The 21,043-nt window shown below is 42.0% G+C and carries 27 protein-coding genes, 1 tRNA gene, 2 rRNA genes and 2 pseudogenes; 26 read left to right on the top strand and 6 right to left on the bottom strand.

Annotated features, from left to right (window positions below; translation table 11 throughout):
- The 3 genes from BQ4305_RS05655 to BQ4305_RS05645 form a co-directional block, all read left to right on the top strand.
- Nucleotides 1-115, top strand: a 23S ribosomal RNA gene (locus BQ4305_RS05655); the annotation flags it as partial.
- Nucleotides 116-177: 62 nt separating this feature from the next.
- Nucleotides 178-293 (top strand): 5S ribosomal RNA (gene rrf, locus BQ4305_RS05650).
- Between the two features lie 201 nt (nt 294-494).
- Nucleotides 495-568 (top strand) — tRNA-Met (locus tag BQ4305_RS05645).
- Nucleotides 569-622: 54 nt separating this feature from the next.
- On the opposite strand, the gene BQ4305_RS05640 is transcribed toward BQ4305_RS05645, so the two are convergent.
- Nucleotides 623-961 (bottom strand): DUF2642 domain-containing protein, encoded by a 339-nt coding sequence (locus BQ4305_RS05640; RefSeq protein ID WP_110926858.1) that lies wholly within the window; start codon nt 959-961, stop codon nt 623-625.
- Between the two features lie 235 nt (nt 962-1,196).
- On the opposite strand from BQ4305_RS05640, the gene tsaE reads away from it, so the two are divergent.
- From tsaE to tsaD, 4 genes are read left to right on the top strand one after another with little or no spacing between them, the layout of a single operon-like run.
- Nucleotides 1,197-1,652: a tRNA (adenosine(37)-N6)-threonylcarbamoyltransferase complex ATPase subunit type 1 TsaE gene (gene tsaE / locus BQ4305_RS05635; protein WP_110926857.1), complete on the top strand. Its 456-nt coding sequence runs from the start codon at nt 1,197-1,199 to the stop codon at nt 1,650-1,652.
- Entirely contained in the window at nt 1,649-2,353 is a 705-nt protein-coding gene (gene tsaB, locus BQ4305_RS05630; RefSeq protein ID WP_110926856.1) for a tRNA (adenosine(37)-N6)-threonylcarbamoyltransferase complex dimerization subunit type 1 TsaB, read from the top strand. The genes tsaE and tsaB overlap by 4 nt, the downstream gene beginning before the upstream one ends.
- 19 nt (nt 2,354-2,372) lie before the next feature.
- Entirely contained in the window at nt 2,373-2,825 is a 453-nt protein-coding gene (gene rimI / locus BQ4305_RS05625; RefSeq protein ID WP_110926855.1) for a ribosomal protein S18-alanine N-acetyltransferase, read from the top strand.
- A complete protein-coding gene (gene tsaD / locus BQ4305_RS05620; protein WP_110926854.1) occupies nt 2,822-3,838 on the top strand; it encodes a tRNA (adenosine(37)-N6)-threonylcarbamoyltransferase complex transferase subunit TsaD in 1,017 nt (338 codons plus the stop codon). The genes rimI and tsaD overlap by 4 nt, the downstream gene beginning before the upstream one ends.
- A gap of 338 nt (nt 3,839-4,176) precedes the next feature.
- On the opposite strand, the gene BQ4305_RS05610 is transcribed toward tsaD, so the two are convergent.
- On the bottom strand, nt 4,177-6,105 hold the full coding sequence (locus BQ4305_RS05610) for an ABC-F family ATP-binding cassette domain-containing protein (protein WP_110926852.1): 1,929 nt from the start codon (nt 6,103-6,105) through the stop codon (nt 4,177-4,179).
- A gap of 137 nt (nt 6,106-6,242) precedes the next feature.
- Between BQ4305_RS05610 and moaC the strand changes: the two genes are divergently transcribed.
- From moaC to BQ4305_RS05585, 5 genes and pseudogenes are all read left to right on the top strand, one after another.
- On the top strand, nt 6,243-6,746 hold the full coding sequence (gene moaC, locus BQ4305_RS05605; RefSeq protein WP_110926851.1) for a cyclic pyranopterin monophosphate synthase MoaC: 504 nt from the start codon (nt 6,243-6,245) through the stop codon (nt 6,744-6,746).
- Between the two features lie 40 nt (nt 6,747-6,786).
- Nucleotides 6,787-7,452 (top strand): redox-sensing transcriptional repressor Rex, encoded by a 666-nt coding sequence (locus BQ4305_RS05600; RefSeq protein ID WP_110926850.1) that lies wholly within the window; start codon nt 6,787-6,789, stop codon nt 7,450-7,452.
- A 234-nt stretch (nt 7,453-7,686) separates the two neighbouring features.
- A complete protein-coding gene (locus BQ4305_RS05595) occupies nt 7,687-7,980 on the top strand; it encodes a DUF2651 family protein (RefSeq protein WP_110926849.1) in 294 nt (97 codons plus the stop codon).
- 227 nt (nt 7,981-8,207) lie between these two features.
- Nucleotides 8,208-8,465: a hypothetical protein gene (locus BQ4305_RS05590; protein WP_110926848.1), complete on the top strand. Its 258-nt coding sequence runs from the start codon at nt 8,208-8,210 to the stop codon at nt 8,463-8,465.
- 107 nt (nt 8,466-8,572) lie between these two features.
- Nucleotides 8,573-9,436, top strand: a pseudogene (locus tag BQ4305_RS05585) (IS3 family transposase); the annotation flags it as partial.
- Between the two features lie 53 nt (nt 9,437-9,489).
- On the opposite strand, the gene BQ4305_RS05580 reads toward BQ4305_RS05585, so the two are convergent.
- A complete protein-coding gene (locus BQ4305_RS05580) occupies nt 9,490-9,699 on the bottom strand; it encodes a YdiK family protein (RefSeq protein WP_110926847.1) in 210 nt (69 codons plus the stop codon).
- Nucleotides 9,696-10,397, bottom strand: a complete 702-nt coding sequence (locus BQ4305_RS05575) for a CPBP family intramembrane glutamic endopeptidase (RefSeq protein WP_110926846.1) — start codon at nt 10,395-10,397, stop codon at nt 9,696-9,698. The genes BQ4305_RS05580 and BQ4305_RS05575 overlap by 4 nt, the downstream gene beginning before the upstream one ends.
- Before the next feature lie 300 nt (nt 10,398-10,697).
- On the opposite strand from BQ4305_RS05575, the gene groES reads away from it, so the two are divergent.
- Together groES and groL are read left to right on the top strand one after the other, a co-directional pair.
- Nucleotides 10,698-10,982 (top strand): co-chaperone GroES, encoded by a 285-nt coding sequence (gene groES, locus BQ4305_RS05570; RefSeq protein ID WP_110926845.1) that lies wholly within the window; start codon nt 10,698-10,700, stop codon nt 10,980-10,982.
- A gap of 63 nt (nt 10,983-11,045) precedes the next feature.
- Nucleotides 11,046-12,680: a chaperonin GroEL gene (gene groL / locus BQ4305_RS05565; protein ID WP_110926844.1), complete on the top strand. Its 1,635-nt coding sequence runs from the start codon at nt 11,046-11,048 to the stop codon at nt 12,678-12,680.
- A gap of 93 nt (nt 12,681-12,773) precedes the next feature.
- Here the strand turns inward: groL and BQ4305_RS05560 are convergent, their stop codons facing one another.
- Together BQ4305_RS05560 and BQ4305_RS05555 are read right to left on the bottom strand one after the other, a co-directional pair.
- Complete coding sequence (locus BQ4305_RS05560) at nt 12,774-13,940, bottom strand: site-specific integrase (protein ID WP_110926843.1); 1,167 nt, start codon at nt 13,938-13,940, stop codon at nt 12,774-12,776.
- Between the two features lie 13 nt (nt 13,941-13,953).
- Complete coding sequence (locus BQ4305_RS05555) at nt 13,954-14,397, bottom strand: helix-turn-helix domain-containing protein (protein WP_110926842.1); 444 nt, start codon at nt 14,395-14,397, stop codon at nt 13,954-13,956.
- A gap of 142 nt (nt 14,398-14,539) precedes the next feature.
- Between BQ4305_RS05555 and BQ4305_RS05550 the strand changes: the two genes are divergently transcribed.
- The 12 genes and pseudogenes from BQ4305_RS05550 to BQ4305_RS05495 all read left to right on the top strand — a co-directional run bounded on the left by BQ4305_RS05550 (nt 14,540) and on the right by BQ4305_RS05495 (nt 20,996).
- Nucleotides 14,540-14,755 carry a helix-turn-helix transcriptional regulator gene (locus BQ4305_RS05550; RefSeq protein ID WP_110926841.1) on the top strand — a complete coding sequence of 72 codons (216 nt, stop codon included), beginning with the start codon at nt 14,540-14,542 and terminating at the stop codon, nt 14,753-14,755.
- Nucleotides 14,756-14,774: 19 nt separating this feature from the next.
- Nucleotides 14,775-15,044, top strand: coding sequence for a helix-turn-helix domain-containing protein (locus BQ4305_RS05545; protein ID WP_110926840.1), 270 nt, complete (start codon nt 14,775-14,777; stop codon nt 15,042-15,044).
- Nucleotides 15,045-15,047: 3 nt separating this feature from the next.
- The gene (locus tag BQ4305_RS05540; RefSeq protein ID WP_110926839.1) at nt 15,048-15,422 is read left to right on the top strand and encodes a hypothetical protein; all 375 of its coding nucleotides are present in this window, start codon (nt 15,048-15,050) and stop codon (nt 15,420-15,422) included.
- An 11-nt stretch (nt 15,423-15,433) separates the two neighbouring features.
- Nucleotides 15,434-16,264, top strand: coding sequence for a hypothetical protein (locus BQ4305_RS05535; protein ID WP_110926838.1), 831 nt, complete (start codon nt 15,434-15,436; stop codon nt 16,262-16,264).
- A gap of 52 nt (nt 16,265-16,316) precedes the next feature.
- Nucleotides 16,317-16,628 carry a hypothetical protein gene (locus BQ4305_RS05530; protein ID WP_110926837.1) on the top strand — a complete coding sequence of 104 codons (312 nt, stop codon included), beginning with the start codon at nt 16,317-16,319 and terminating at the stop codon, nt 16,626-16,628.
- 43 nt (nt 16,629-16,671) lie between these two features.
- Nucleotides 16,672-17,076: an ArpU family phage packaging/lysis transcriptional regulator gene (locus BQ4305_RS05525; protein WP_110926836.1), complete on the top strand. Its 405-nt coding sequence runs from the start codon at nt 16,672-16,674 to the stop codon at nt 17,074-17,076.
- Nucleotides 17,077-17,300: 224 nt separating this feature from the next.
- Nucleotides 17,301-17,915 (top strand): annotated as a pseudogene (locus tag BQ4305_RS05520) (head maturation protease, ClpP-related); the annotation flags it as partial.
- 99 nt (nt 17,916-18,014) lie between these two features.
- A complete protein-coding gene (locus tag BQ4305_RS05515) occupies nt 18,015-19,166 on the top strand; it encodes a phage major capsid protein (protein ID WP_234396879.1) in 1,152 nt (383 codons plus the stop codon).
- Nucleotides 19,167-19,363: 197 nt separating this feature from the next.
- A complete protein-coding gene (locus BQ4305_RS05510; RefSeq protein ID WP_110926834.1) occupies nt 19,364-20,125 on the top strand; it encodes a hypothetical protein in 762 nt (253 codons plus the stop codon).
- 141 nt (nt 20,126-20,266) lie between these two features.
- On the top strand, nt 20,267-20,458 hold the full coding sequence (locus tag BQ4305_RS05505; RefSeq protein ID WP_110926833.1) for a hypothetical protein: 192 nt from the start codon (nt 20,267-20,269) through the stop codon (nt 20,456-20,458).
- A gap of 50 nt (nt 20,459-20,508) precedes the next feature.
- A complete protein-coding gene (locus tag BQ4305_RS05500; RefSeq protein WP_110926832.1) occupies nt 20,509-20,688 on the top strand; it encodes a hypothetical protein in 180 nt (59 codons plus the stop codon).
- Between the two features lie 92 nt (nt 20,689-20,780).
- Nucleotides 20,781-20,996: a hypothetical protein gene (locus tag BQ4305_RS05495; protein WP_110926831.1), complete on the top strand. Its 216-nt coding sequence runs from the start codon at nt 20,781-20,783 to the stop codon at nt 20,994-20,996.
- Nucleotides 20,997-21,043: the final 47 nt, after the last annotated feature.

Here is a 21,043-nt window from a genome sequence, read left to right as displayed (position 1 = left end):
TTCCCATAGCGCAAGCTAGTAAGACCCCTGAAAGATGATCAGGTTGATAGGTCAGAGGTGGAAGCGTGGCGACACGTGGAGCTGACTGATACTAATCGGTCGAGGACTTAACCACATTGCTTGAAACGATTCATGCCTTCCCATTATCTAGTTTTGAAGGAATAATTCCTTTATCTGTTTGGTGGCGATAGCGAAGAGGTCACACCCGTTCCCATTCCGAACACGGAAGTTAAGCTCTTCAGCGCCGATGGTAGTTGGGGGTTTCCCCCTGTGAGAGTAGGACGCTGCCAAGCAGATTCATTGTATATTTTCCTTACAAAGGATATACTAATGATAGTATCATTTATACCGTCGCGGGGTGGAGCAACAAGCAAAGCATCCGTGAAAAAGCATCGAGTTGTTTCGACGAATTCACTTCATTGATTCAGCTAAAAAGGAAGAAACAGTCTTTACTCAAACTTGGTGCATAAACAAAATAGTATCATTTATACCGTCGCGGGGTGGAGCAGTCCGGTAGCTCGTCGGGCTCATAACCCGAAGGTCGCAGGTTCAAATCCTGCCCCCGCAATCGAGAAAAACGAAACGTTGGTTTCGTTTTTTTTTGCTTTCTTTTAGAAACGATTCATCGATAGGAGGCCAACGGTCCTTCAAAGTAGACGATGTGGGGAATGCGAATATGAAGGGAACGGTCTTCAAGGTTGATTTGGATATGATCGACTGCGACACCTGCCAGAATTCCTTCGATTCTTCCCACGGTGGTCATGACAGCCATTTTCTGTCCTTGATGCCTGCTTAAGTGCTGAACGAAAACAGGGTCCAGCTGCGTGATGTACTGGTTTGGCTGCGGTACGCCCTCTATTGGATAAATCGGCGTATGATGGACCGGCGTCTGATTGAGATAACTTGGCTGGTCAACGGGAAGCTGTTTTATCGGCTGATGTCCCATATGCTGCTGATTCATTGTATCTCCCCTTTATAATGACTCTTTCACTATAGCTATGCAGGAAGGGCACCTTCCATTCTCTTACTGTAAAAGCAGAAGTGAGGGTCATGCCTTTTTTCTTTCTTATTTGTTTCTTGTTTTGAAAAAAGGTAAACTACAAATAGAGCATAATCCTTAGGCTGATCTAAGGTTTTTTTGATTCGGCTTTTGCTAGAAGGCTGGGGAGTGCGAATTATAAGATAAAGGTGATTATATGCAGGAGTTTGAGTGGATCTCCCATAGTGAGGAAGAGACCGTATTATTTGCGGCGAAGCTTGCGGATCAGCTTCACGGCGGGGAAGTGATTACGCTGGAAGGTGATTTGGGTGCTGGCAAGACGGCTTTTTCAAAAGGACTGGCTAAAGCTCTTGGTGTAACCAGGACTGTCAGCAGCCCGACCTTCACGATTATTAAGGAGTATCAGGGGCGGCTCCCGGTTTACCATATGGATGTGTACCGGGTAGGCGATTCGGAAGAGGATTTAGGCTTTGATGAATACTTTGAAGGGTCCGGCGTGACGATTGTGGAGTGGGCGCATTTAATTGAGGAGCAGCTGCCTGAGGAGCGTCTGGCCATTCAGATTTACCGGGTCGGGGATTTCAGCCGCAGACTTGTGATTCAGGCCCGGGGAGAACGGTATTTGAAGATATGTAAGGAGATTATGGAATGAAGGTTTTAGCAATAGATACCTCCAATTTCACATTGGGGATTGCCTTGGCCGATCGGGGACAGGTGGTCGGCGAGTATATTACGAACTTAAAAAAGAACCATTCTGTAAGGGTGATGCCGGCGATTCAGACTTTGCTGAAGGACTGTGATACGAAGCCGGAGGATTTGGACAGGATTGTGGTTGCCAAAGGTCCGGGATCTTATACAGGGGTCCGTATTGGCGTGACGATTGCCAAGACGCTGGCGTGGACGCTGAAGATCCCGCTTTCAGCTGTATCCAGCCTGGAAGTTCTGGCAGCGAATGGCCGACATTTTCAAGGGATGATTTCGCCTTTGTTTGATGCAAGAAGGGGGCAGGTGTATACCGGCCTTTATGCGTTTTCGGAAGATGGCACGATTCAGACAGTGATGGAAGACTGCAATATGTTATCTTCAGAATGGGGAAAGCAGCTTCATGAGCTTGGAAAGCCTGTGCTGTTTGTCGGCCAGGATATGGACTTGCACCGGGAAGCGCTCACGGAAGCGATGGGCGATCAGGCCTTTTTCGCACCTGCTTCTTTATTCAATCCGCGTCCGGGAGAGCTGGCGCTGATCGGCAGTGAGAGACCGGAAGAGGATATTCATCATTTTGTGCCGAATTATATCCGTATGGCGGAAGCCGAGACAAAATGGCTCGAGCAGCAGGCAGAAAAAAATAAATAAATAGAAAGCGAACGATACGATGAGTAAAACGATGACGTTCCGACTGATGAAAGTAGAAGATATAGATCAGGTTCTGGAAGTGGAAAGACATTCGTTCACACTGCCGTGGAGCAAGGATGCCTTTTATAATGAACTGACAAATAATCAATATGCGGTCTATCTGGTCCTTGAAGATGAAGGCAAGATTGCCGGATATTGCGGTGCGTGGATCGTCCTGGATGAGACCCATATCACCAATATCGCGATATTGCCGGAGTATCGGGGAAAGAAGCTTGGGGAAGCCCTGCTGAGGAAAATGATTGAGGTTTCTCTCAGCATGGGATCTATTAAAATGACATTGGAGGTCCGTGTCAGCAATCATGTAGCGATTTCGCTTTATGAAAAGCTTGGCTTTCAAAAGGGCGGCATACGCAAAAATTACTATACGGACAACCGAGAAGATGCATATGTAATGTGGGTGAATTTTACGTGAAAAAAGATCAATTGATATTAGGTATAGAAACAAGCTGCGATGAAACAGCCGCAGCCGTCATTAAGAACGGAAAAGAGATTGTCAGCAATGTAGTCGCATCCCAAATTGAAAGCCATAAGCGGTTTGGCGGCGTGGTGCCGGAGATTGCGTCCAGGCATCATGTGGAGCAGATTACGCTTGTACTGGAAGAAGCCCTGTCCCAGGCCGGAATCGGCTATGAGGATCTTGATGCCGTTGCGGTCACAGAAGGACCGGGACTGGTCGGAGCGCTGCTGATCGGTGTCAATGCAGCCAAGGCGGTGGCGTTCGCGCACGGACTGCCATTGGTCGGGGTGCATCATATTGCCGGGCATATTTATGCGAACCGGCTCATCGAAGAAATTCATTATCCAGCCCTTTCGCTTGTTGTATCCGGAGGCCATACTGAGCTTGTGCTCGTCGAGGCTCCCGGTGTCTTCAAGGTGATTGGCGAAACAAGGGATGATGCTGCCGGGGAAGCTTATGATAAGGTAGCGAGGACATTGAACATGCCTTATCCGGGCGGCCCGCATATTGACCGGCTTGCCCATGAAGGAAGCCCGACGCTTGATCTTCCGCGGGCCTGGCTTGAAGGAAGCTATGATTTCAGCTTCAGCGGCCTGAAGTCGGCGGTCATCAACACACTGCATAATGCGGAGCAAAGAGGAGAGACAATTGAGCCGGCGGACCTTGCCGCAAGTTTTCAGGCGAGCGTCATTGAAGTGCTCGTCACTAAAACGGTTAAGGCTGCCAAAGAATATGGCGTAGAGCAGGTGCTGCTTGCCGGAGGAGTTGCGGCCAATAAGGGACTGCGTACCGCTTTGACGGAGGCTTTTACCGAATTGCCGGATGTGCAGCTCGTGATTCCGCCGCTTTCTCTCTGTACAGATAATGCCGCGATGATTGGAGCGGCCGGCAGCGTCCTGTTTGAAAAAGGAAGAGTATCCGATTTAAGTATGAACGGAAATCCAGGCTTAGACATTGAAACGATGTAAAGGATCCCAGTGGGGGTCCTTTTTTTGTGGATAACTTTATTTTGTTTGAGATGATAGAACATCTTTCTCCGGTCTGTGGATAAAATGACGAATAATAGATAATTTTCTGTTAATAAAGGACTGTTTTGTGGATAACAAAGGATTTATTTGTGGATAATGTGCATAAGTTTAAAAAATACGATAAGAAGGCTGTTTGTTATGTGCATAAAAATGTGGGTAACAGGGATAACGTTGTGTATAACTATCTTTCTCTTTTCCCGTCTAAATACCGCCGCTGTTGATGGATCCTTGCCGCTGCCGAAAAAAACCGGAACAGGTATCTGTTCCGGCTGCATGCATTATTCCGCAAGCTCTGTCCATTCTTCCAGAAGTTCATCAAGCTTGGACTGGGCAAGGTCGAGGCTGGACTGGATTTCAAGCACTTTCTCATGGTCCTGAAAGACATCAGGATCACAGAGAATTTCGTTATAGTCCTTGATTTCGGCTTCCAGTTTTTCCATCGTATTTTCAATTTCTTCAATCCGGCGCTGCCGCTGGCGTTCGGCCTTTTTCGCTTCTTTATCAATTTTATAAGAAGACTTCTCGGCCTGGTCGGCAGCCGGTTTGTCCGGGAGCCCTTTTTCCTGCAGGTCAAAAGCGGCATGCTCGGCCTGTTCCTGTTTCTTCTCTACATAATAGTCATAGTCGCCGAGGAATTCTTCGGTTCCGTCTTTGGAGAGCTCAATGACCTTGGTGGCGATCCGGTTGATGAAATAACGGTCATGGGACACGAAGAGGATCGTTCCCGGATAATCAATCAGCGAATTCTCGAGGACAAGCTTGCTATCGAGATCGAGATGGTTCGTCGGTTCATCGAGAATCAGGAAATTCCCTTTTTGCATCATGATCTTGGAGAGGGCAAGCCGTGCTTTTTCCCCGCCGCTTAATGTATGGACGGTTTTCAGGACATCGTCTCCAGAAAACAGGAAATTGCCAAGCACGGTGCGGATGTCCTTCTCAGGCAGAAGCGGATGCTCGTTCCATAATTCATTCAGCACCCGTTTGTTAGAGACAAGGTTAGCCTGCTCCTGGTCATAATAGCTGACCTGGACATTTGTGCCGAACTGGAAGCTTCCGTCCCGTTTAGGGAGCTTGCCGATGATTGTCTTCAGGAGCGTTGATTTGCCGACTCCGTTCGGACCGACCAAGGCGATGCTCTCGCCCCGAGTGACCCGTGCTGAAATGTTCTGTGAAACGGTTTCGTCCCCGTAGCCGATGGCAAGGTCCTTGACGTTCAGCACTTCATTGCCGCTCTGCTTTTCAATCTGGAAGGAGAAGGAGGCGGATTTCTCATCGCCCTGCGGCCTGTCCATCACATCCATTTTCTCGAGCTGCTTCCGCCTGCTCTGGGCCCGCTTGGTCGTGGAAGCGCGGGTGATATTCTTCTGGACGAAGTCACGCAGCTTTTCCATTTCTTCCTGCTGCTTTTCATAGAGCTTCATGTCCCGCTCATAATCCTCGGCCTTCTTCTCAATATAAGAGCTGTAGTTCCCGTGGTATTTCTTGATCGACTTGCGGGAAACCTCATACACCTGGTTGACGACCTTGTCGAGGAAGTAGCGGTCATGGGACACAATCAGCACGGCTCCCTGGTAGCCCTGCAAATATTGTTCGAGCCAGGAAAGGGTCTCAATATCCAGATGGTTCGTCGGTTCATCGAGAATCAGGATATCCGGACGCTTCAAAAGCAGTTTGCCGAGTGCGAGCCTTGTTTTTTGTCCGCCGCTCAGCGTGGAAATCCGGGTGGAATAGTCGAAATCGCTGAACTGGAGGCCATGCAGGACAGAGCGGATATCCGCTTCATACTGGTAGCCGCCTTTTTCTTTGAACGAAACCTGCAGGGAGTCATATTCCTCAAGGATCCGCTGGTAGACGGCATCATTCTCGAAAACGGCCGGGTCGGCCATGCTTGTCTCCAGCCGGCGCAGTTCTTTTTCCTGGGAGATCAAGTCTTCAAAGACGGTCAGCATCTCATCCCACATCGACAGTTCGGACTCAAGACCCGTGTCCTGGGCCATATAGCCGATGGTTACATCCTTGGGCTTGATGATTTCCCCGCCGTCATGCGACAGCTGCCCGGCGATGATCTTTAACAGGGTGGATTTGCCGGCACCATTCCGGCCGACGAGGGCAATTCGGTCTTTGTTTTGAATTTCAAGCTTCATATTTGATAAAATGAGTTCAGCCCCATAATATTTGGAGAGCTGATTAATTTGTAATAGCATCATTTTGATTCACCTCATAGCGTTATAGACAGTGTACCGTATTAAGGATCTTATCGGCAATCATGTTGAATTCGGAAGAGAAAAACAAGCTGTTACATAAAAAGTAATTATGGTGTATTATTTAGAGGAGGAAAATAGTAATGGATAAACTCACGCATTTTAATGAACAGGGAAGAGCGAAAATGGTTGATGTCAGCGACAAGCCAGAAACCGTCCGCACAGCAACGGCCCAATCCAGCATCCTGGTGAATGAGACCATTTACGGGAAAATCGCCAACAATGAGATGAAAAAAGGAGATGTGCTAGCGGTTGCACAGGTGGCAGGCATCATGGCAGGGAAAAATACCGCCAACATTATTCCGATGTGCCATCCAATCTCCCTTCAAGGAATCAATATTGCTTTTGATTGGGAAAAAGAAGAAGAGGGATACAGACTCAAGATAAAAGTAGATGTCAAGACCAAAGGGAGTACAGGTGTGGAAATGGAAGCGTTAACAGCTGCTTCCGCCGCAGCTCTTACTGTTTATGATATGTGCAAGGCTGTTGATAAGGGAATGATCATCGGGCCAACCTTCCTGGTCGAGAAGACAGGAGGCGTATCCAGTTCAGATTATAAAAGGACTTTCCAGCAAAAAGAAGAATAGATAATAAAAATGGAAAGTCAGCGGGAAGCGGGGAGAAAATATGCACGAACAAATGAAGATTCCGCAGGCAACGGCGAAACGGCTGCCTTTGTATTACCGATTTATTAAAAACCTTCATTCTTCAGGGAAGCAGCGGGTATCCTCTGCTGAATTGAGTGAAGCGGTGAAAGTGGACTCAGCCACCATTCGCAGGGATTTTTCTTATTTTGGAGCATTGGGAAAGAAGGGGTACGGCTATAATGTAAATTATCTGCTCAGCTTCTTCCGAAAGACGCTCGACCAGGACGAACTGACCAAAGTGGCCTTGATAGGGGTAGGGAACTTAGGGACAGCCTTCCTGAACTATAATTTTATTAAAAATAACAATACGAAAATCGAAATGGCCTTTGAGGTAGACGAAGCCAAGGTGGGAACAAAGATTGCCGACGTTCCGATTTATCATATGGAAGAAATCGAAACGAAGATCCGGGAAAACGGGATTACCGTGGCCATTCTGACGGTTCCTGCCCAGGTGGCCCAATCGATTACAGACAGGCTGGTTAAGGCCGATATTAAGGGAATCCTTAACTTCACGCCGGCCCGACTGACCGTTCCGGCGCAAATCCGGATTCATCATATCGATCTGGCTGTGGAGCTGCAGTCATTGATTTATTTCTTAAAGCATTACCCAATTGTCGCCGAAGAGGAGAAATTGGTGAAGGATTAACAGAGTGGGGCCGCTCATGGGCGGAGCCTTTCATCGAAACGTTCCGGGAGCTGATCTCGGGACGTTTTTTTCGTTTTGGTTTGATTAATAGGAGACAGCTTCACATGGGCGGTTCAATTGATTGGCGAATCAGTAGAGGAAACGGGTCAGATTCTCTATAAAATATATTTTCAGAAAAATTAGTCTTTTTTATCAGCGGTATGGTATACTTTCCAAATATAGAGGAGGAATAGTATGGGATTATATGAGTCGGTTGATTCTTTTGTGATGCAGTTAGTCATCGTACCGCTCGTTGTGATTGGATTAGGTGTGTTATCGTCTGTCCTGACGAAAAAGACAGTGATTGGACCATTGATTACATTGGGCCTGAATCTTCTCTATGAAATCGGGTATTCCCTCTATTATTATCCTGGAGAAGAAGTGAGTTTTACAATTTGGAATATCATTTTGACAATCGTTTCATTTTCGATATCTTATATAGCCGTCTCCATTCGGAAGCCGGAAAGCAGTCAGGAGATTCAAGCTTAATGTTCCTTTTGCCACATAGGCAATGAACAGCCCATTCTGCTTTAAATGGACGTTTAATTTCCTCTCCTTCCAACACGCAGGTACCTCCTGATTTTGCCCCTCCATGCACTGCCGGGAAGGCTGTTATACTCATTTGGCAGTCCTTGTACCAGTGCTTTTTGTTTCTTCAAAAATTTCTATTTTACAGGCGGTTCCTTTGATAAGATAGAGTAAAAAAGGAGCAGAGGATGGAAAAAGCATATAAAAAATTCTTACAGGTACTTTGGATCCTGATTGTTCTGTTTGCTTTACTCAGTGTGATTGCTGACTCTTCGATTGCCGCTTTCTTTTTTTTCCTGCTGTGTGCCGTCAGAAGCGGAATCGCTTTATTTATTGCTTTTGCCGAGGAGAAATTCCTGCGGACGATGTTTTTCTTCGCCGTATGCGGCTTTTTCGTCTTGGCGGCCCTGAATCAAATCGTCACTATTGTGAGTTCATTTTTTTAAGGGTTTTCGTTTTTACAGGCAAACAAAAAACGCTGCGGCGTGAACTGCACCCCAATTGTTAGACACATCTAACAATTGGAGGTGCAGTTTTTTATATGGCTAAATTTACAGCACGACAGAAAACACAAGCTGTACACGAACTAAGGGCAGAATGTAACTTAAAGCTACTTCTATCTGTCGCAAATATCGCAAGGAGCACTTATTATTATTGGATAAACGCCTTTCGGCGTCAGGATAAATACGCAGAGATCAAGCCTGTCATTGAAGAAATCTTTCATTCACATAGAGGAAGGTATGGATATCGACGAATTACTTTAGAATTGCGTAATCGGGGGATTAAGTTGAACCATAAAACAGTGCTTCGGTTAATGAATAAGCTGGGGTTAAAATGTATGGTAAGGATGAAGAAATATCGTTCTTACAAAGGCAAGGTGGGAAAGGTTGCACCTAATCTACTCCAAAGGGATTTTAAGGCCACCAAGCCTCATGAAAAATGGGTGACGGACGTGACGGAATTCCATTTATATGGTGAAAAATTGCACCTATTTCCCATCCTTGATTTATTTAATGGAGAAATCATCGCCTACCAAATAGAGTCACGTCCTACCTATTCGTTAGTCCACAAGATGTTGGACCAAGCCATCAAGCATTTAGAATCAGGAGATACACCCATTCTCCATTCAGATCAAGGTTGGCATTATCAAATGAAATCCTATTCCCAATCCTTGAAGACACATGGCATTACACAAAGTATGTCCCGAAAGGGAAATTGTCTCGATAACGCCGTTATAGAAAATTTCTTTGGGCTACTAAAATCTGAATTACTTTATTTACAAGAGTTCGACAGCATGGAGCATTTCAAACAAGAACTAGAGGAGTATATCCATTATTACAATCACCAACGTATTAAAACGAAATTAAAAGGCATGAGCCCGGTTGATTACCGAGTTCATGCCCTCAAGGTTGCCTAACTAAATAAAGTGTCTAACTTTTTGGGTTCACTTCAGGCGGCAGCGTTCTTTTGTTATTTCTTCTGATTCTTTTTAATCGACTTGATTTTGAGGTGCAGCAGAAGCATTCTGATGCCTGAGCCAAAATCAAGTGTAGCAATCACAATAAGCAGGTAGGCGAAGAAGCCCCATCCCGAATTCGAGACCCGCTGGATGGCCATGAACGTGAAAAGCACGCCAAGGCCGACGTAGATCATGCCCATTGTTAAAGGTGACCGTCTCATAAAAAACCTCCGATAAAGGCCGGTGCATGTTCGAGCATTTCTTCAATTTCATCTTTGAATACAACCTGCATAAGAACGACGATTGAATTCATGGCGACGTGCGCAACAATCGAGACCCAGATCCGTTTTGTCCGAACGTACAGAAAAGCGAAGGTCAGACCCATTGCTGTGTATAACAGAAGGTGTTCCAACTCAAAATGCGCCAGCCCGAATATGGCTGAACTGATTAAAGCGGACAGGAAGAAATTGAACCGCTTATATAATGAACCGAAGATGATTTTCCGGAAAATGATTTCTTCCAATATAGGCCCGAATAAAGCGGTGGCCACAATCATCATAGGCGCCTGTTCAATCAGGCTTGTAATGTGCTGGGTATTTTCCGAGCCAGGATCGATGCCGATGGCCTGCTCGATCATCCCGGAAGCCGTCTGTGCGAAGAAGGCAAGAAAAATCCCGGCAATCGCCCAAAACAGAGAAATCCCGATTGGCGCCTGCAGATCCCGCTTCTTCTCCGTCATCTCCTTCCTCAAAAGGAGAAGAGTCAGCAGCACAGCCACAGCGAAGCTTCCAAAGATCCACCAGGCAGTGGCCTGCGCAATGCCCATGTCAAATGCCACCAGCAGAATTGGTACTCCGACAATGCTGGACAGCTGCGCAATGATGTAAACGATCATGACAAACCAATATTCTTTTTTCAATACCGAAATCCCCTTTAAGCTCAATTTCCTAAAGTGCCAAACAATATGCTCTATTAGAATAGGGTACCAAAAATCAGCGGAGAACACCAATTATTGAGAGCGAAAAATCCTATTCCAAAAGCCGTCGATTTATTCCTGAAGCCTGCCTGATTTTTATAAAAAAATCTGCGAAAAAAATGAGGAAGATACTTGCAAAATAGAGACGATTTATTTAATATAATAATTGTGTTAGCACTCGTTGGAGTTGAGTGCTAATAATCATAGCAATTATTTAAACGAAATTTGAGGAGGTCGTTTCACTTGTTAAAACCATTAGGTGATCGCGTTATTATTGAACTAGTTGAATCTGAAGAAAAAACGGCAAGCGGTATTGTTTTACCGGACACAGCGAAAGAAAAGCCGCAAGAAGGCAAAGTGGTCGCAGTCGGTACAGGCCGTGTTCTTGAAAACGGCGAACGTGTTAATTTAGAGGTTGCCCAAGGCGATCGCATTATCTTCTCAAAATATGCAGGTACTGAAGTAAAATATGAAGGTACTGAATACTTAATTCTCCGTGAAAGCGACATTTTGGCTATCATCGGTTAATCTTAACAAATACTTAACTGAACGAAAATTTTATCTAAAATGATTAGGGAGGTACTATATATTATGGCTAAAGAAATTAAATTTAGTGAAGAAGCTCGCCGTTCCATGCTTCGCGGTGTGGACGCTCTTGCAAACGCAGTAAAAGTAACGCTTGGACCAAAAGGACGCAACGTCGTACTTGAAAAGAAATTCGGTTCACCGCTGATCACAAACGACGGTGTAACTATCGCGAAAGAAATCGAGCTTGAAGATGCTTTCGAAAACATGGGTGCGAAATTGGTTGCTGAAGTAGCAAGCAAAACGAACGATGTAGCAGGGGACGGAACAACAACTGCCACTGTTCTTGCACAAGCGATGATCCGCGAAGGATTGAAAAACGTAACTGCCGGTGCGAACCCAATGGGAATCCGCAAAGGAATCGAAAAAGCAGTGAACGCTGCTATCGAAGAATTGAAAGCTATCTCTAAACCAGTTGAAAACAAAGAATCCATCGCACAAGTTGCGGCAATCTCTGCAGCTGACGAAGAAGTCGGTCAATTGATCGCTGAAGCAATGGAGCGCGTAGGCAACGACGGTGTTATCACTATCGAAGAATCTAAAGGATTCACAACTGAGCTTGACGTTGTAGAAGGTATGCAGTTCGACCGCGGATATGCATCTCCTTACATGGTAACTGATTCTGACAAGATGGAAGCTGTCCTAGACAACCCATACATCTTGATCACTGACAAGAAAATCGGCAACATCCAAGAAATCCTTCCTGTTCTTGAGCAAGTGGTTCAGCAAGGCAAGCCGCTATTGATCATCGCTGAAGACGTAGAAGGCGAAGCATTAGCAACACTTGTACTGAACAAACTTCGCGGAACATTCAATGTAGTAGCTGTTAAAGCTCCTGGATTCGGTGACCGCCGTAAAGCAATGCTTGAAGACATCGCAGCACTTACTGGCGGCGAAGTCATCACAGAAGAAGTCGGTCTTGACCTTAAATCTGCAACAATCGATTCTCTTGGACGTGCGGCTAAAATCGTCGTTACTAAAGAGAACACTACAATCGTTGAAGGCGCTGGAGACACAGCTGCTATCCAAGGCCGTGTGAACCAAATCCGCGTTCAAATGGAAGAAACAACTTCTGAATTCGACCGCGAAAAATTACAAGAACGCCTTGCGAAATTGGCTGGCGGCGTAGCGGTAATCAAAGTCGGTGCTGCTACTGAAACAGAATTGAAAGAACGCAAACTCCGCATCGAAGACGCCTTGAACTCAACTCGCGCTGCAGTTGAAGAAGGTATCGTAGCCGGCGGCGGTACTGCGCTTCTTAACGTATACAACAAAGTTGCCGAGCTAACGGCTGAAGGCGACGAAGCAACAGGCGTGAAAATCGTTCTTCGTGCGATCGAAGAGCCAGTCCGCCAAATCGCTCACAACGCAGGCCTTGAAGGATCTGTCATCGTTGAACGCCTTAAAGGCGAAGGCGTCGGCACAGGCTTCAACGCTGCCACTGGCGAATGGGTAAACATGATCGAAGCTGGTATCGTGGATCCAACTAAGGTTACACGCTCTGCCCTTCAAAACGCTGGATCTGTTGCGGCTATGTTCCTGACAACAGAAGCAGTCGTAGCTGACAAGCCAGAAGAAAACGCAGCTCCTGCCGGAATGCCTGACATGGGCGGCATGGGTGGAATGGGCGGCATGATGTAAGACACACTTATAAATGTTGAATTATCAACGTTTATGAGGGTAATTGACTAAATATGTCCTCGTCTTTGTCCTCGTAAATAGACAAAGATCACCCTAATGGAGAAGGCCTTTCATCAGTTTGCTGAACTGGTGGGAGGTCTTTTCTTTTGTGCTTTGGGTAACGTGAGTATAAATAACTGTTGTCGTCTTTGGATCAGTATGTCCCAGACGCTCCATCACTTCTTTAATTGTTGCACCAGCTTCAAACATTAATGATGCATGAGTATGCCGGAACGAGTGAGGAGTTATATTCTTGTGTATTTCCGCTTTTTTTAGCAGACGATGAAGTCTTGTTTCAAATACTTTTCTTAATTGTGGATGGCCATCATCTCGGGCAAAAATAAATCCATTATCTTTGTATATAGGTTTGTTTTTAAGCTTTATTTCCTTTTGTTTGATTTCGTGTTTTTTCAGCATTTTCACCAACATATCATCAATTTCGATTGTGCGTTTCGAACCCACTGTTTTGGGTGTAAGTAGCTGATACTTTTCAAAATTATTAGTTGGGTTATAAATAGTTTTTGTTATACGTAAAGTTGCTTGTTTTGCATTAAAGTCCGTCCATTTTAGAGCTAATAGTTCGCCTATTCTTAATCCGGTATAGGAAAGGACAGTAAAGACTAAATGATCCATTTCCAGGCCATCAGATTGAGCTAACTTAAGGAAATGTGCAAGCTCTTCTTTCTCCAAAAAATTTATTTCCTCTTCTTCTTTCTCAAGTTCTTCAACAGTTTGTTGCTTCTTAGGGAGCCTGAAATTTTCTGTAGGATTGATTTTCATTAACCCTAGTTCTACTGCCTGCCTAAAAATCATTCTTCCACATGCGTGAATGCCATCCATATAATTTTGGCTATAGCGCTCAAATAAATCGAGTATCCTGTCCTGGTACATTTTTTTTGTGATTTTGCTTATAGGGTAGGGACCCCAAACACTTATAAAGTGCTTCATTTCTTTTTCTCGGGCTCTTACGCTGCTTACTTTTACCCCGCTGCGGCTGTATGACTTAAGCCAGTCCTTAGCAAATTCTTCAAATGACATCCGCGACTCTTTAATCAGGGTACCATTTTGTTTTTCTATTTCCACAAGCCGGGCTGCAGCTTGGGCTTCCTTTTTAGTTTTAAATCCACCTTTAGATATTTCCATCCTCTTTTTTGTTAAAGGGTCTATACCTAAATAAATATGATAACTCCAGGATTTTCCTCGTTGTTTAAACTTGGACATTTTTATTCCTCCTTTATTCCTCTTTATTGCGTAACATTATATCTATCATATCTGCGAGTTTTCTTCTATCTTCTTTAGTAAGAATAACTCCTCTATAGTGAATATTTGGTCGAAAAAGGATATTTATGATATCATTTTCAGCATTTTGTATTTTTTGCATTTTTTCTTTTAGTTTTCCATCTTCTAATTTTCTTAATTCTGTTTCAAGTGGGCTTTCCAAATAATCATTTTCTTCCCCCTGAAGATGCCCAGCTTTTATCATTAAATGAACATGATCGACGCCTAATGGTTTAGATAATTTATAAAGTATTTCTGGTGAGGGGATTGCCCTTTTCCCATTTTCAATTTGCGAAAGGTAAGGCTGTGATAAATCTGATAACTTTCCTAGTTCTTCAAGAGTTAACCCTTTTTTCTTTCTAAGATTTCGAAGATGTAAACCAAATTCTTCATTTCCCATTTTATATCGCTCCTTTAGATAACTTTATATAATAAATATAGCAAATTGGAATATTTATTACTATTAGTATTGCAAATTGATATATTTTGATGTAGTATCTAAATATAAATATTGCTATTAGCAATATAAAGGAGGGTAAAGAATGAAAATAAATCCTAAAATTGAAGAAATTCATAGGGCACTTATTAGAAAAGGTTTTACTAAACGCGCTTTGGCAAAAGTTGCTGAAATCGGTGAAGTTACTGCAATTCAAGTTTGTAATGGTAACAGAAAACCAAGTCCTCCAATAGCAAAAAAAATTGTTGATGCTTTAGAAGTCGAGTTTGACGATATTTTCGAAATTGAGGCATCAGTTTGATTAAAAGGAGTGAATTTAATTGATTGACATAAAAGTAAACCAAGAAGAATTGAAAGCTTTATATCTGGATGAAATTCAAAAACGCTTAGATCAAATTGAATTAGAGGCTTTGCTTATGGATACTAAGCAACTTTGCAAAATGCTTTCTTTATCTTGGCCGACTGTTCAGAAGCTTTTCATTTCAGATCCTAATTTCCCTAAATTTCGGGTAGGTGCAAAATGGCTCTTTCATCGCAAACAGGTTGAAGCTTATATCGATCGTTGGTCATCTGAAAAAGAGGGGATGTAAAAAATGTATGAAAATACGATAAAAGGTCGGCTTGATGTTCATTGGGGGGCTAGTAAAGAGGGGATAGTTGTTTTATATCATGAAGTAAAAGGCCGCATTTCTGAAATGCAATTAAACAATCAAGATTTGATTGAAGTGTTTGGTGAACAAGTTACCATTTATGATGTTCTGAATACGATACTCGTTGGCAAAGGCAAATCATACTATCAGGATGCCTTCGTAAAAGTACATCTGAATCATTTTTGTGAAGAGGAAATTGTAGATAAAGAAGATATTATGGAGAGGCTTTTAGCTGAAATAAAATCCAAAAAAATTTCTGGTAATGAAGTTATAAACAGCATTTTGAGCCTCGATACAAAGAGGTTAATAGGCAAGTAGGTGAGGTGATTATGCAAGGATGGATCAAGCTACATCGGAAAATTAGAGATAATCCTATTTTTAATGATCACAAGTTTTTTAGATTGTGGATTATCTGTTTAACTGAAGCCACCCATAAAGAACGAGATCAGGTCGTGGATCGCCAGATGGTTCATTTACTGCCAGGGCAATTTGTAACAGGCAGGTTTACTCTATTCGACATGTACAATAATGGCTTAAAACAGGGAGACAGGGTGAAAGAACCTAAGACCGTTTATAGGTGGCTAGAAAGACTAGAAAAGCTCGGGTATTTGACCATCAATAAAACTACCAAATACAGCGTGGTAACAATAAATAATTGGTCTCGATATCAAGAAGTTGACCAACAAATGACCAACAAAAGACCATCAAATGAACCAACAGTTGACCACAAACAAGAATATAAAGAAGTAAAGAATGAAAAGAAAACACATATACCTTCACAAATTGAAAATTTGCGTCACAGGTATTCTAACAGTCAATTAAAAATCATTGATGATTACTTAGAAATGATTCGACATACCAGAAGTAGTGGGAAGATATCTGATTCTGTCATTTTAAAAATGTATCAAGATTGGGACAAGTATCCTGAAAAGCGTGTGGAGTATGGAGTTAAAACACATCTTGAAAACTCAGCATTTCATTCAAAAAAAGAAAATTATACCTTAGGGATTATTCGAAATATAAAGGTGGATGAGGCTATAAGCAAATTAAATCAGAAGTTGGAAGCGACTGTAAATAAGGATCCAAGAAGTAAAGATATTGAGTTTCAAAGATGGATAGCTGCAGGAGGGGATCCTGAGTCCTTCAATTGGAGTGATTAACAGTAACCAATTAATTCATAATATTTATAAAAAATAATGGGAGTGATATTAAATGGCAAAATCAAAGAAAAAAATTACAGATTATATTCAACTTCGGACGCGTCTAGGAAAGCAATATTCTCCTAAATATGCAGAAAGATTTTTAATCAAACACATATTCAGAGAAGAAAGTAAAAACAGTGATTCAATGTGGGCCTTGTATTTTGTTTATCTTCTGGGGAAGTTGAAGGGGGCTGGTGTGGTTACTCTAAAGGACCTGGATGAAATAGTTAATAGATTAATAGAAGACAAGTCAAGTAATAAAAGAAACACCTCTGCTACGGCAATAGCAAAGGTGTCATTAAAAAAACTTAGTCGAAAGTAATTAATTCTTAATTCACCTAAATTATAACACAAGGGTGAGGGCTATGGAACAGGAACTATATAGCATTAATTGTGGCCAGGAGATTCAGCCAAAGGTTATAAATGATCGCGAATTAAAAAGGATTGTTGCTGAAGAATTGAAGTTCTATAAAGCCTTAAAAGTATTGGTGAAGAATAACAAAGAGCTTAAAGAAACTGGGGTAGGTAGAGTCTTTCCTGAAATGATCAGTAGGGATAGCGTAAAGGAACTAAAGTATAAGCATGTAAATCGAGTTTTAAATGAGGTTTTGGATGACACGCAACGTATGATCCTAGAAAAAAAGTACCTGGGTAATATAGCAGTCAATGATTTAACAATTTGCATGGATTTAGGACTATCCAAAAACCAATTTTATGATCAGAAGAAACAAGCAATCCGGTTATTCGCAACGGCATTAGGAATTATTTAAATTCCCTTGAAAGGAGTGATTCTATGGAATGATGAACATCCCCCCCTAAAAGGTTTCACTGAAATTTTTTAACCCGGGGACCGGGCAGGGGTCTCTACTCCCCAAATTTTTCTGCTTTTCTCACGCGTATAGGGGGGGTTAGGACAGAAAAGTCAATAATGACAAAGTTTTAGAGCTTAGAGAACCTTTCAAATAATGCAATAAAAGGAGGTGAAAAAAACAAAATGACGTACAAAATCGAAGTTAAAGGGCCAATAATTTCAAACGATGAGGCTTGGATTTATGAAATGTTCGAAATGGATGCCACCTGGCCTCGTAAAGTCATACAAGAACTCGAGAATGCAAAAGGTGAAGATGTAATTGTTTCTATCAATAGCCCCGGTGGATACGTGTGGGATGGATCAGAAATTTATACGGCATTAAAAAACTATCCAGGCGATACTGAATCTCAAATTGTAGGGTTAGCAGCAAGCGCAGCATCTTTTATTGCAACAGGTACGAACAAAGTTCGAATTACGCCTACTGGTCAAATTATGGTTCATAATGCTGCCACAGTTGGTTATGGTGATCATCGTGATATGACTAAAACTGCAGAGCGGTTAAAGGTTACAGACAAAACTATCGTAAATGCATATATGCTAAAAACGGGAAAAACAGAAGAGGAATTGCTAGATATGATGGCCGAAGAAACATGGATGGATCCTCAGCAGGCATTAGAGAACGGCTTTGTTGATGAAATCATGTTCATGGATAATACCGTCAAAATCGCTGCTTACAGTGCTATGCCAAGTATGATTCCACAAAAGGTTATTGATGGTATCAGAAATAAAGTTATGAATGAGAAAAAAAGTGAAGAAAAAGCAGGTTTAAGTTCTATCGCAAGAGCGTTTTTAAACAGTTACTCTAATAAACTATAAAAATTCAGGAGTGTGTTAACTATGGTAATGAGATTTAATAATAAAAATGAAATGAACGATGCAAAGAAAAAATTGACAGAAGTATTATCAAACACAGAAAGTACCGAATCACAGCAAACAGAAGCTTTTACAAATTACTTCGATGAACTACAAAGAGAGGTAACAAACAACATACGAAAAGAAGTTCAGGCAGAAATGTATACTGGATCACATGGAGCAAATCAATTATCTGGACAAGAAATAAGGTTTTTCAACGCAGTAATTCAAGAAGGTGGTTTTAAAGACAATGAAACTCTTCCTGTAGAAACACAAGAACGTGTTTTTGAAGATTTACAACAAAGTCATCCATTACTGCAGCAAATTGGGATTCAAAACCTTGGAGCTGTTACCGAATTCATTTATGGTAATCCAGAAGGTGCAGCTGTCTGGGGTCCGATCTTTGGGGATATTAAAGGACAACTAAATGCTACTTTCCGAAAAGAATCTATCAGTCAACTTAAATTGACTGCATTTATTCCCATCTCTAATGATATGTTGAAGCTAGGGCCAGTATGGGTTGAACGTTATGTTCGTACAATGATTGTGGAAGCAATGTCAGTTGGCTTAGAACGTGGTTTTGTCGAAGGAACTGGAGATAATCAACCTATTGGTTTGCTGAAGGATTTAAATGGATCAGTAGAAAATGGGGTAATGGTATACCCTGATAAAACTTCTGCAGGTACTTTAACCTTCAAACCTGGACGCACTACGATCAATGAGCTAAAAGGCGTGGTAGAAAAACTATCTATTCACACTGTGGGAAGCGAGGATCGAGTCAGAAATATTGCCGGAAAAGTTGTAATGGTTACTAATCCATTTGACAGCTTTGGTATTAAAGCAAATTCAACAGTTCAAAATGCTGCAGGATCCTATGTATCCAGCCTTCCATTCAGCCCAATCTTTACGGAATCTATGTTTGTTCCTCAAGGTAAAGTATTATTCTTTGTAAAAGGGGAATACCTCGCGGCAATTGGTGGAGAAATGGAAGTTAAGAAGTTTGATCAAACATTAGCCATGGACGATGCAACCCTATATATCGCCAAACAGTTTGCTACTGGAAAGCCTAAAGATAATCAAGCAGTACAAGTTTATGATTTGGACCTTGCAATTACTGAAGAGCCTGCAGGTGCATAAATAGACAGAGGGGATGGACCAAGTAGTCTGTCCCTTTTTTGAATTGTGGTATGACAATAGAATACTAAAAAACTTTTATCGGGAATCCTGCAGTCAGGATATGTAAAAGCAAAGGTTTAAAATTGCTGCTTTTGTAGGCGGCTTTGTGTTTTTTATTAACCGTTTGCAAATTGACAAATCAGATTAAGGAGGAACATATGTCGGGAGATAAAGTAGTGTTACCTGAAGAGCATCAGGCAGTGTCGGACTTAATAAGAAACAAGTGTGGGGGGATTTCAGATATCGCTCTGGCTATGAATATAGATGAAGAGAAGGCTATGACTTTAATGAATGAGCTTGCAAGTGTTTATGGGCATAACATTGAACTTGATGGAAGGAAATTGTCGAATAGAAAATGGATGATCCAGGAGTATCTAAATACTTTAACTTTCTTTGAAATGAGAAGTGTAAGAGCAGCACGGAATAGAATGCTTAATGAACCAGATGCTTTTAAAGCTTTAAGAGCTGCACCGTATTTTGATAAAGGTTATGTGTTGCAGAAATTTTGGGATAATATTCCCGCCAATAAAAAAGTGAAGTTTCTCACCGAGGCGTGGATAAATGCCGGTTTTGCTATGATTGAAGGTTATCACTTTTGGCTACCTTATTTCAAAGAGGTCGGCTTCTTCTCAAATTGTGGTTTAGAGAGGCCAAAGAATAAAACCGTTTTGTACAGAGGGGCACCCTTTAAAAGCAAAAGAGGTATGCCGTGGACATCTGACTTGGAAACTGCCCTATATTTTAAAAATAAATGGAATGAAGATGGCGATACAGCGATTTATAAGACCATTGCTGATTCAGAGATTATATTGGCCATATTAGAAGCAGACCCATCCTATGGTCCTGTTTCTGAAGAAGTCAATATTGTTGAATATGTATTAGATCCACGTTGTATAGGTGAAATTATTGAAATTGATTAAAGAAGATATTATATGATGCAACATATGTGGATGAAATGAACTAACGTGCCTTGGGAGTAAGGATTTAGATCCTGGTAAGGTAACAGTATAAACAGGATAAAAACCTGAATGCATCGAATTTCTTTTTAAGGGGGAATGAACATGTTATTCAGGTTTTTCTGTGAAGGCAAGATGATTAGGGAAGAGAAGATGTCGTTAAATGAACATCGTATACCGGTCTTTGGTAAAGGGATATATGTAAATGATCAGCTTTATCTTGTGAGAGGTATTTTAACGGCACTGGATGGAAAACGGGGCTTTCTAACAAAAGTGCTGCTGAAAGAGGTATCTTGAAGGGACAAGATTTCTTTTGTCGAATGGTTAGAGCAGAAGGGAGGTTGGCTATGAACATATATGAAAATCATGGCGTTATAATAAACAAGTTGAAGGAAAATTATAAGGATCAAATTGCGATTATGGATTTATTGGATGAAAAAGAAAATCTGTTTCTTTTACCTAAGTTGCAGAAATTGCAAGAAGAAGCAGATGAATTAAGAAAAGTCAGCAGTTACTTTAATACTTAATACAGAGAGAGGAAGCATTCCATTTGGAGTGCTTTTTCTTGCAGGAAACCATCTTCTTTTGTCGAATGAGAGGGACTGAGGGGGGTGAAATAATGGCAAAATTTAATATTTATTATCATCTAAATGATCAAACAGTAAAGCAAAGTGTGGAAGGTAAAGATCCAATAGATGTTAGAGATAATCATGTTATAAAAAATAATCAATGGATAACGGACTCTAATGGGAATCTAGTTTATATCAATTTTGAAAAAATAAATGTTATTAAAGTTACATCTGTAGGAAGAGTATCAGCAGCCAGAGGTTGGTGATACTTAAAGAGCATCCATTAAGTTGGGTGCTTTTTTATGTAAAATAA

It is taken from the genome of Bacillus massiliglaciei, assembly GCF_900098925.1.
Classification (GTDB): Bacteria; Bacillota; Bacilli; order Bacillales; family DSM-1321; genus Peribacillus; species Peribacillus massiliglaciei.
Note: the sequence above shows the minus strand (reverse complement) of the source record. Positions and strands in the feature narration are given on the sequence as shown.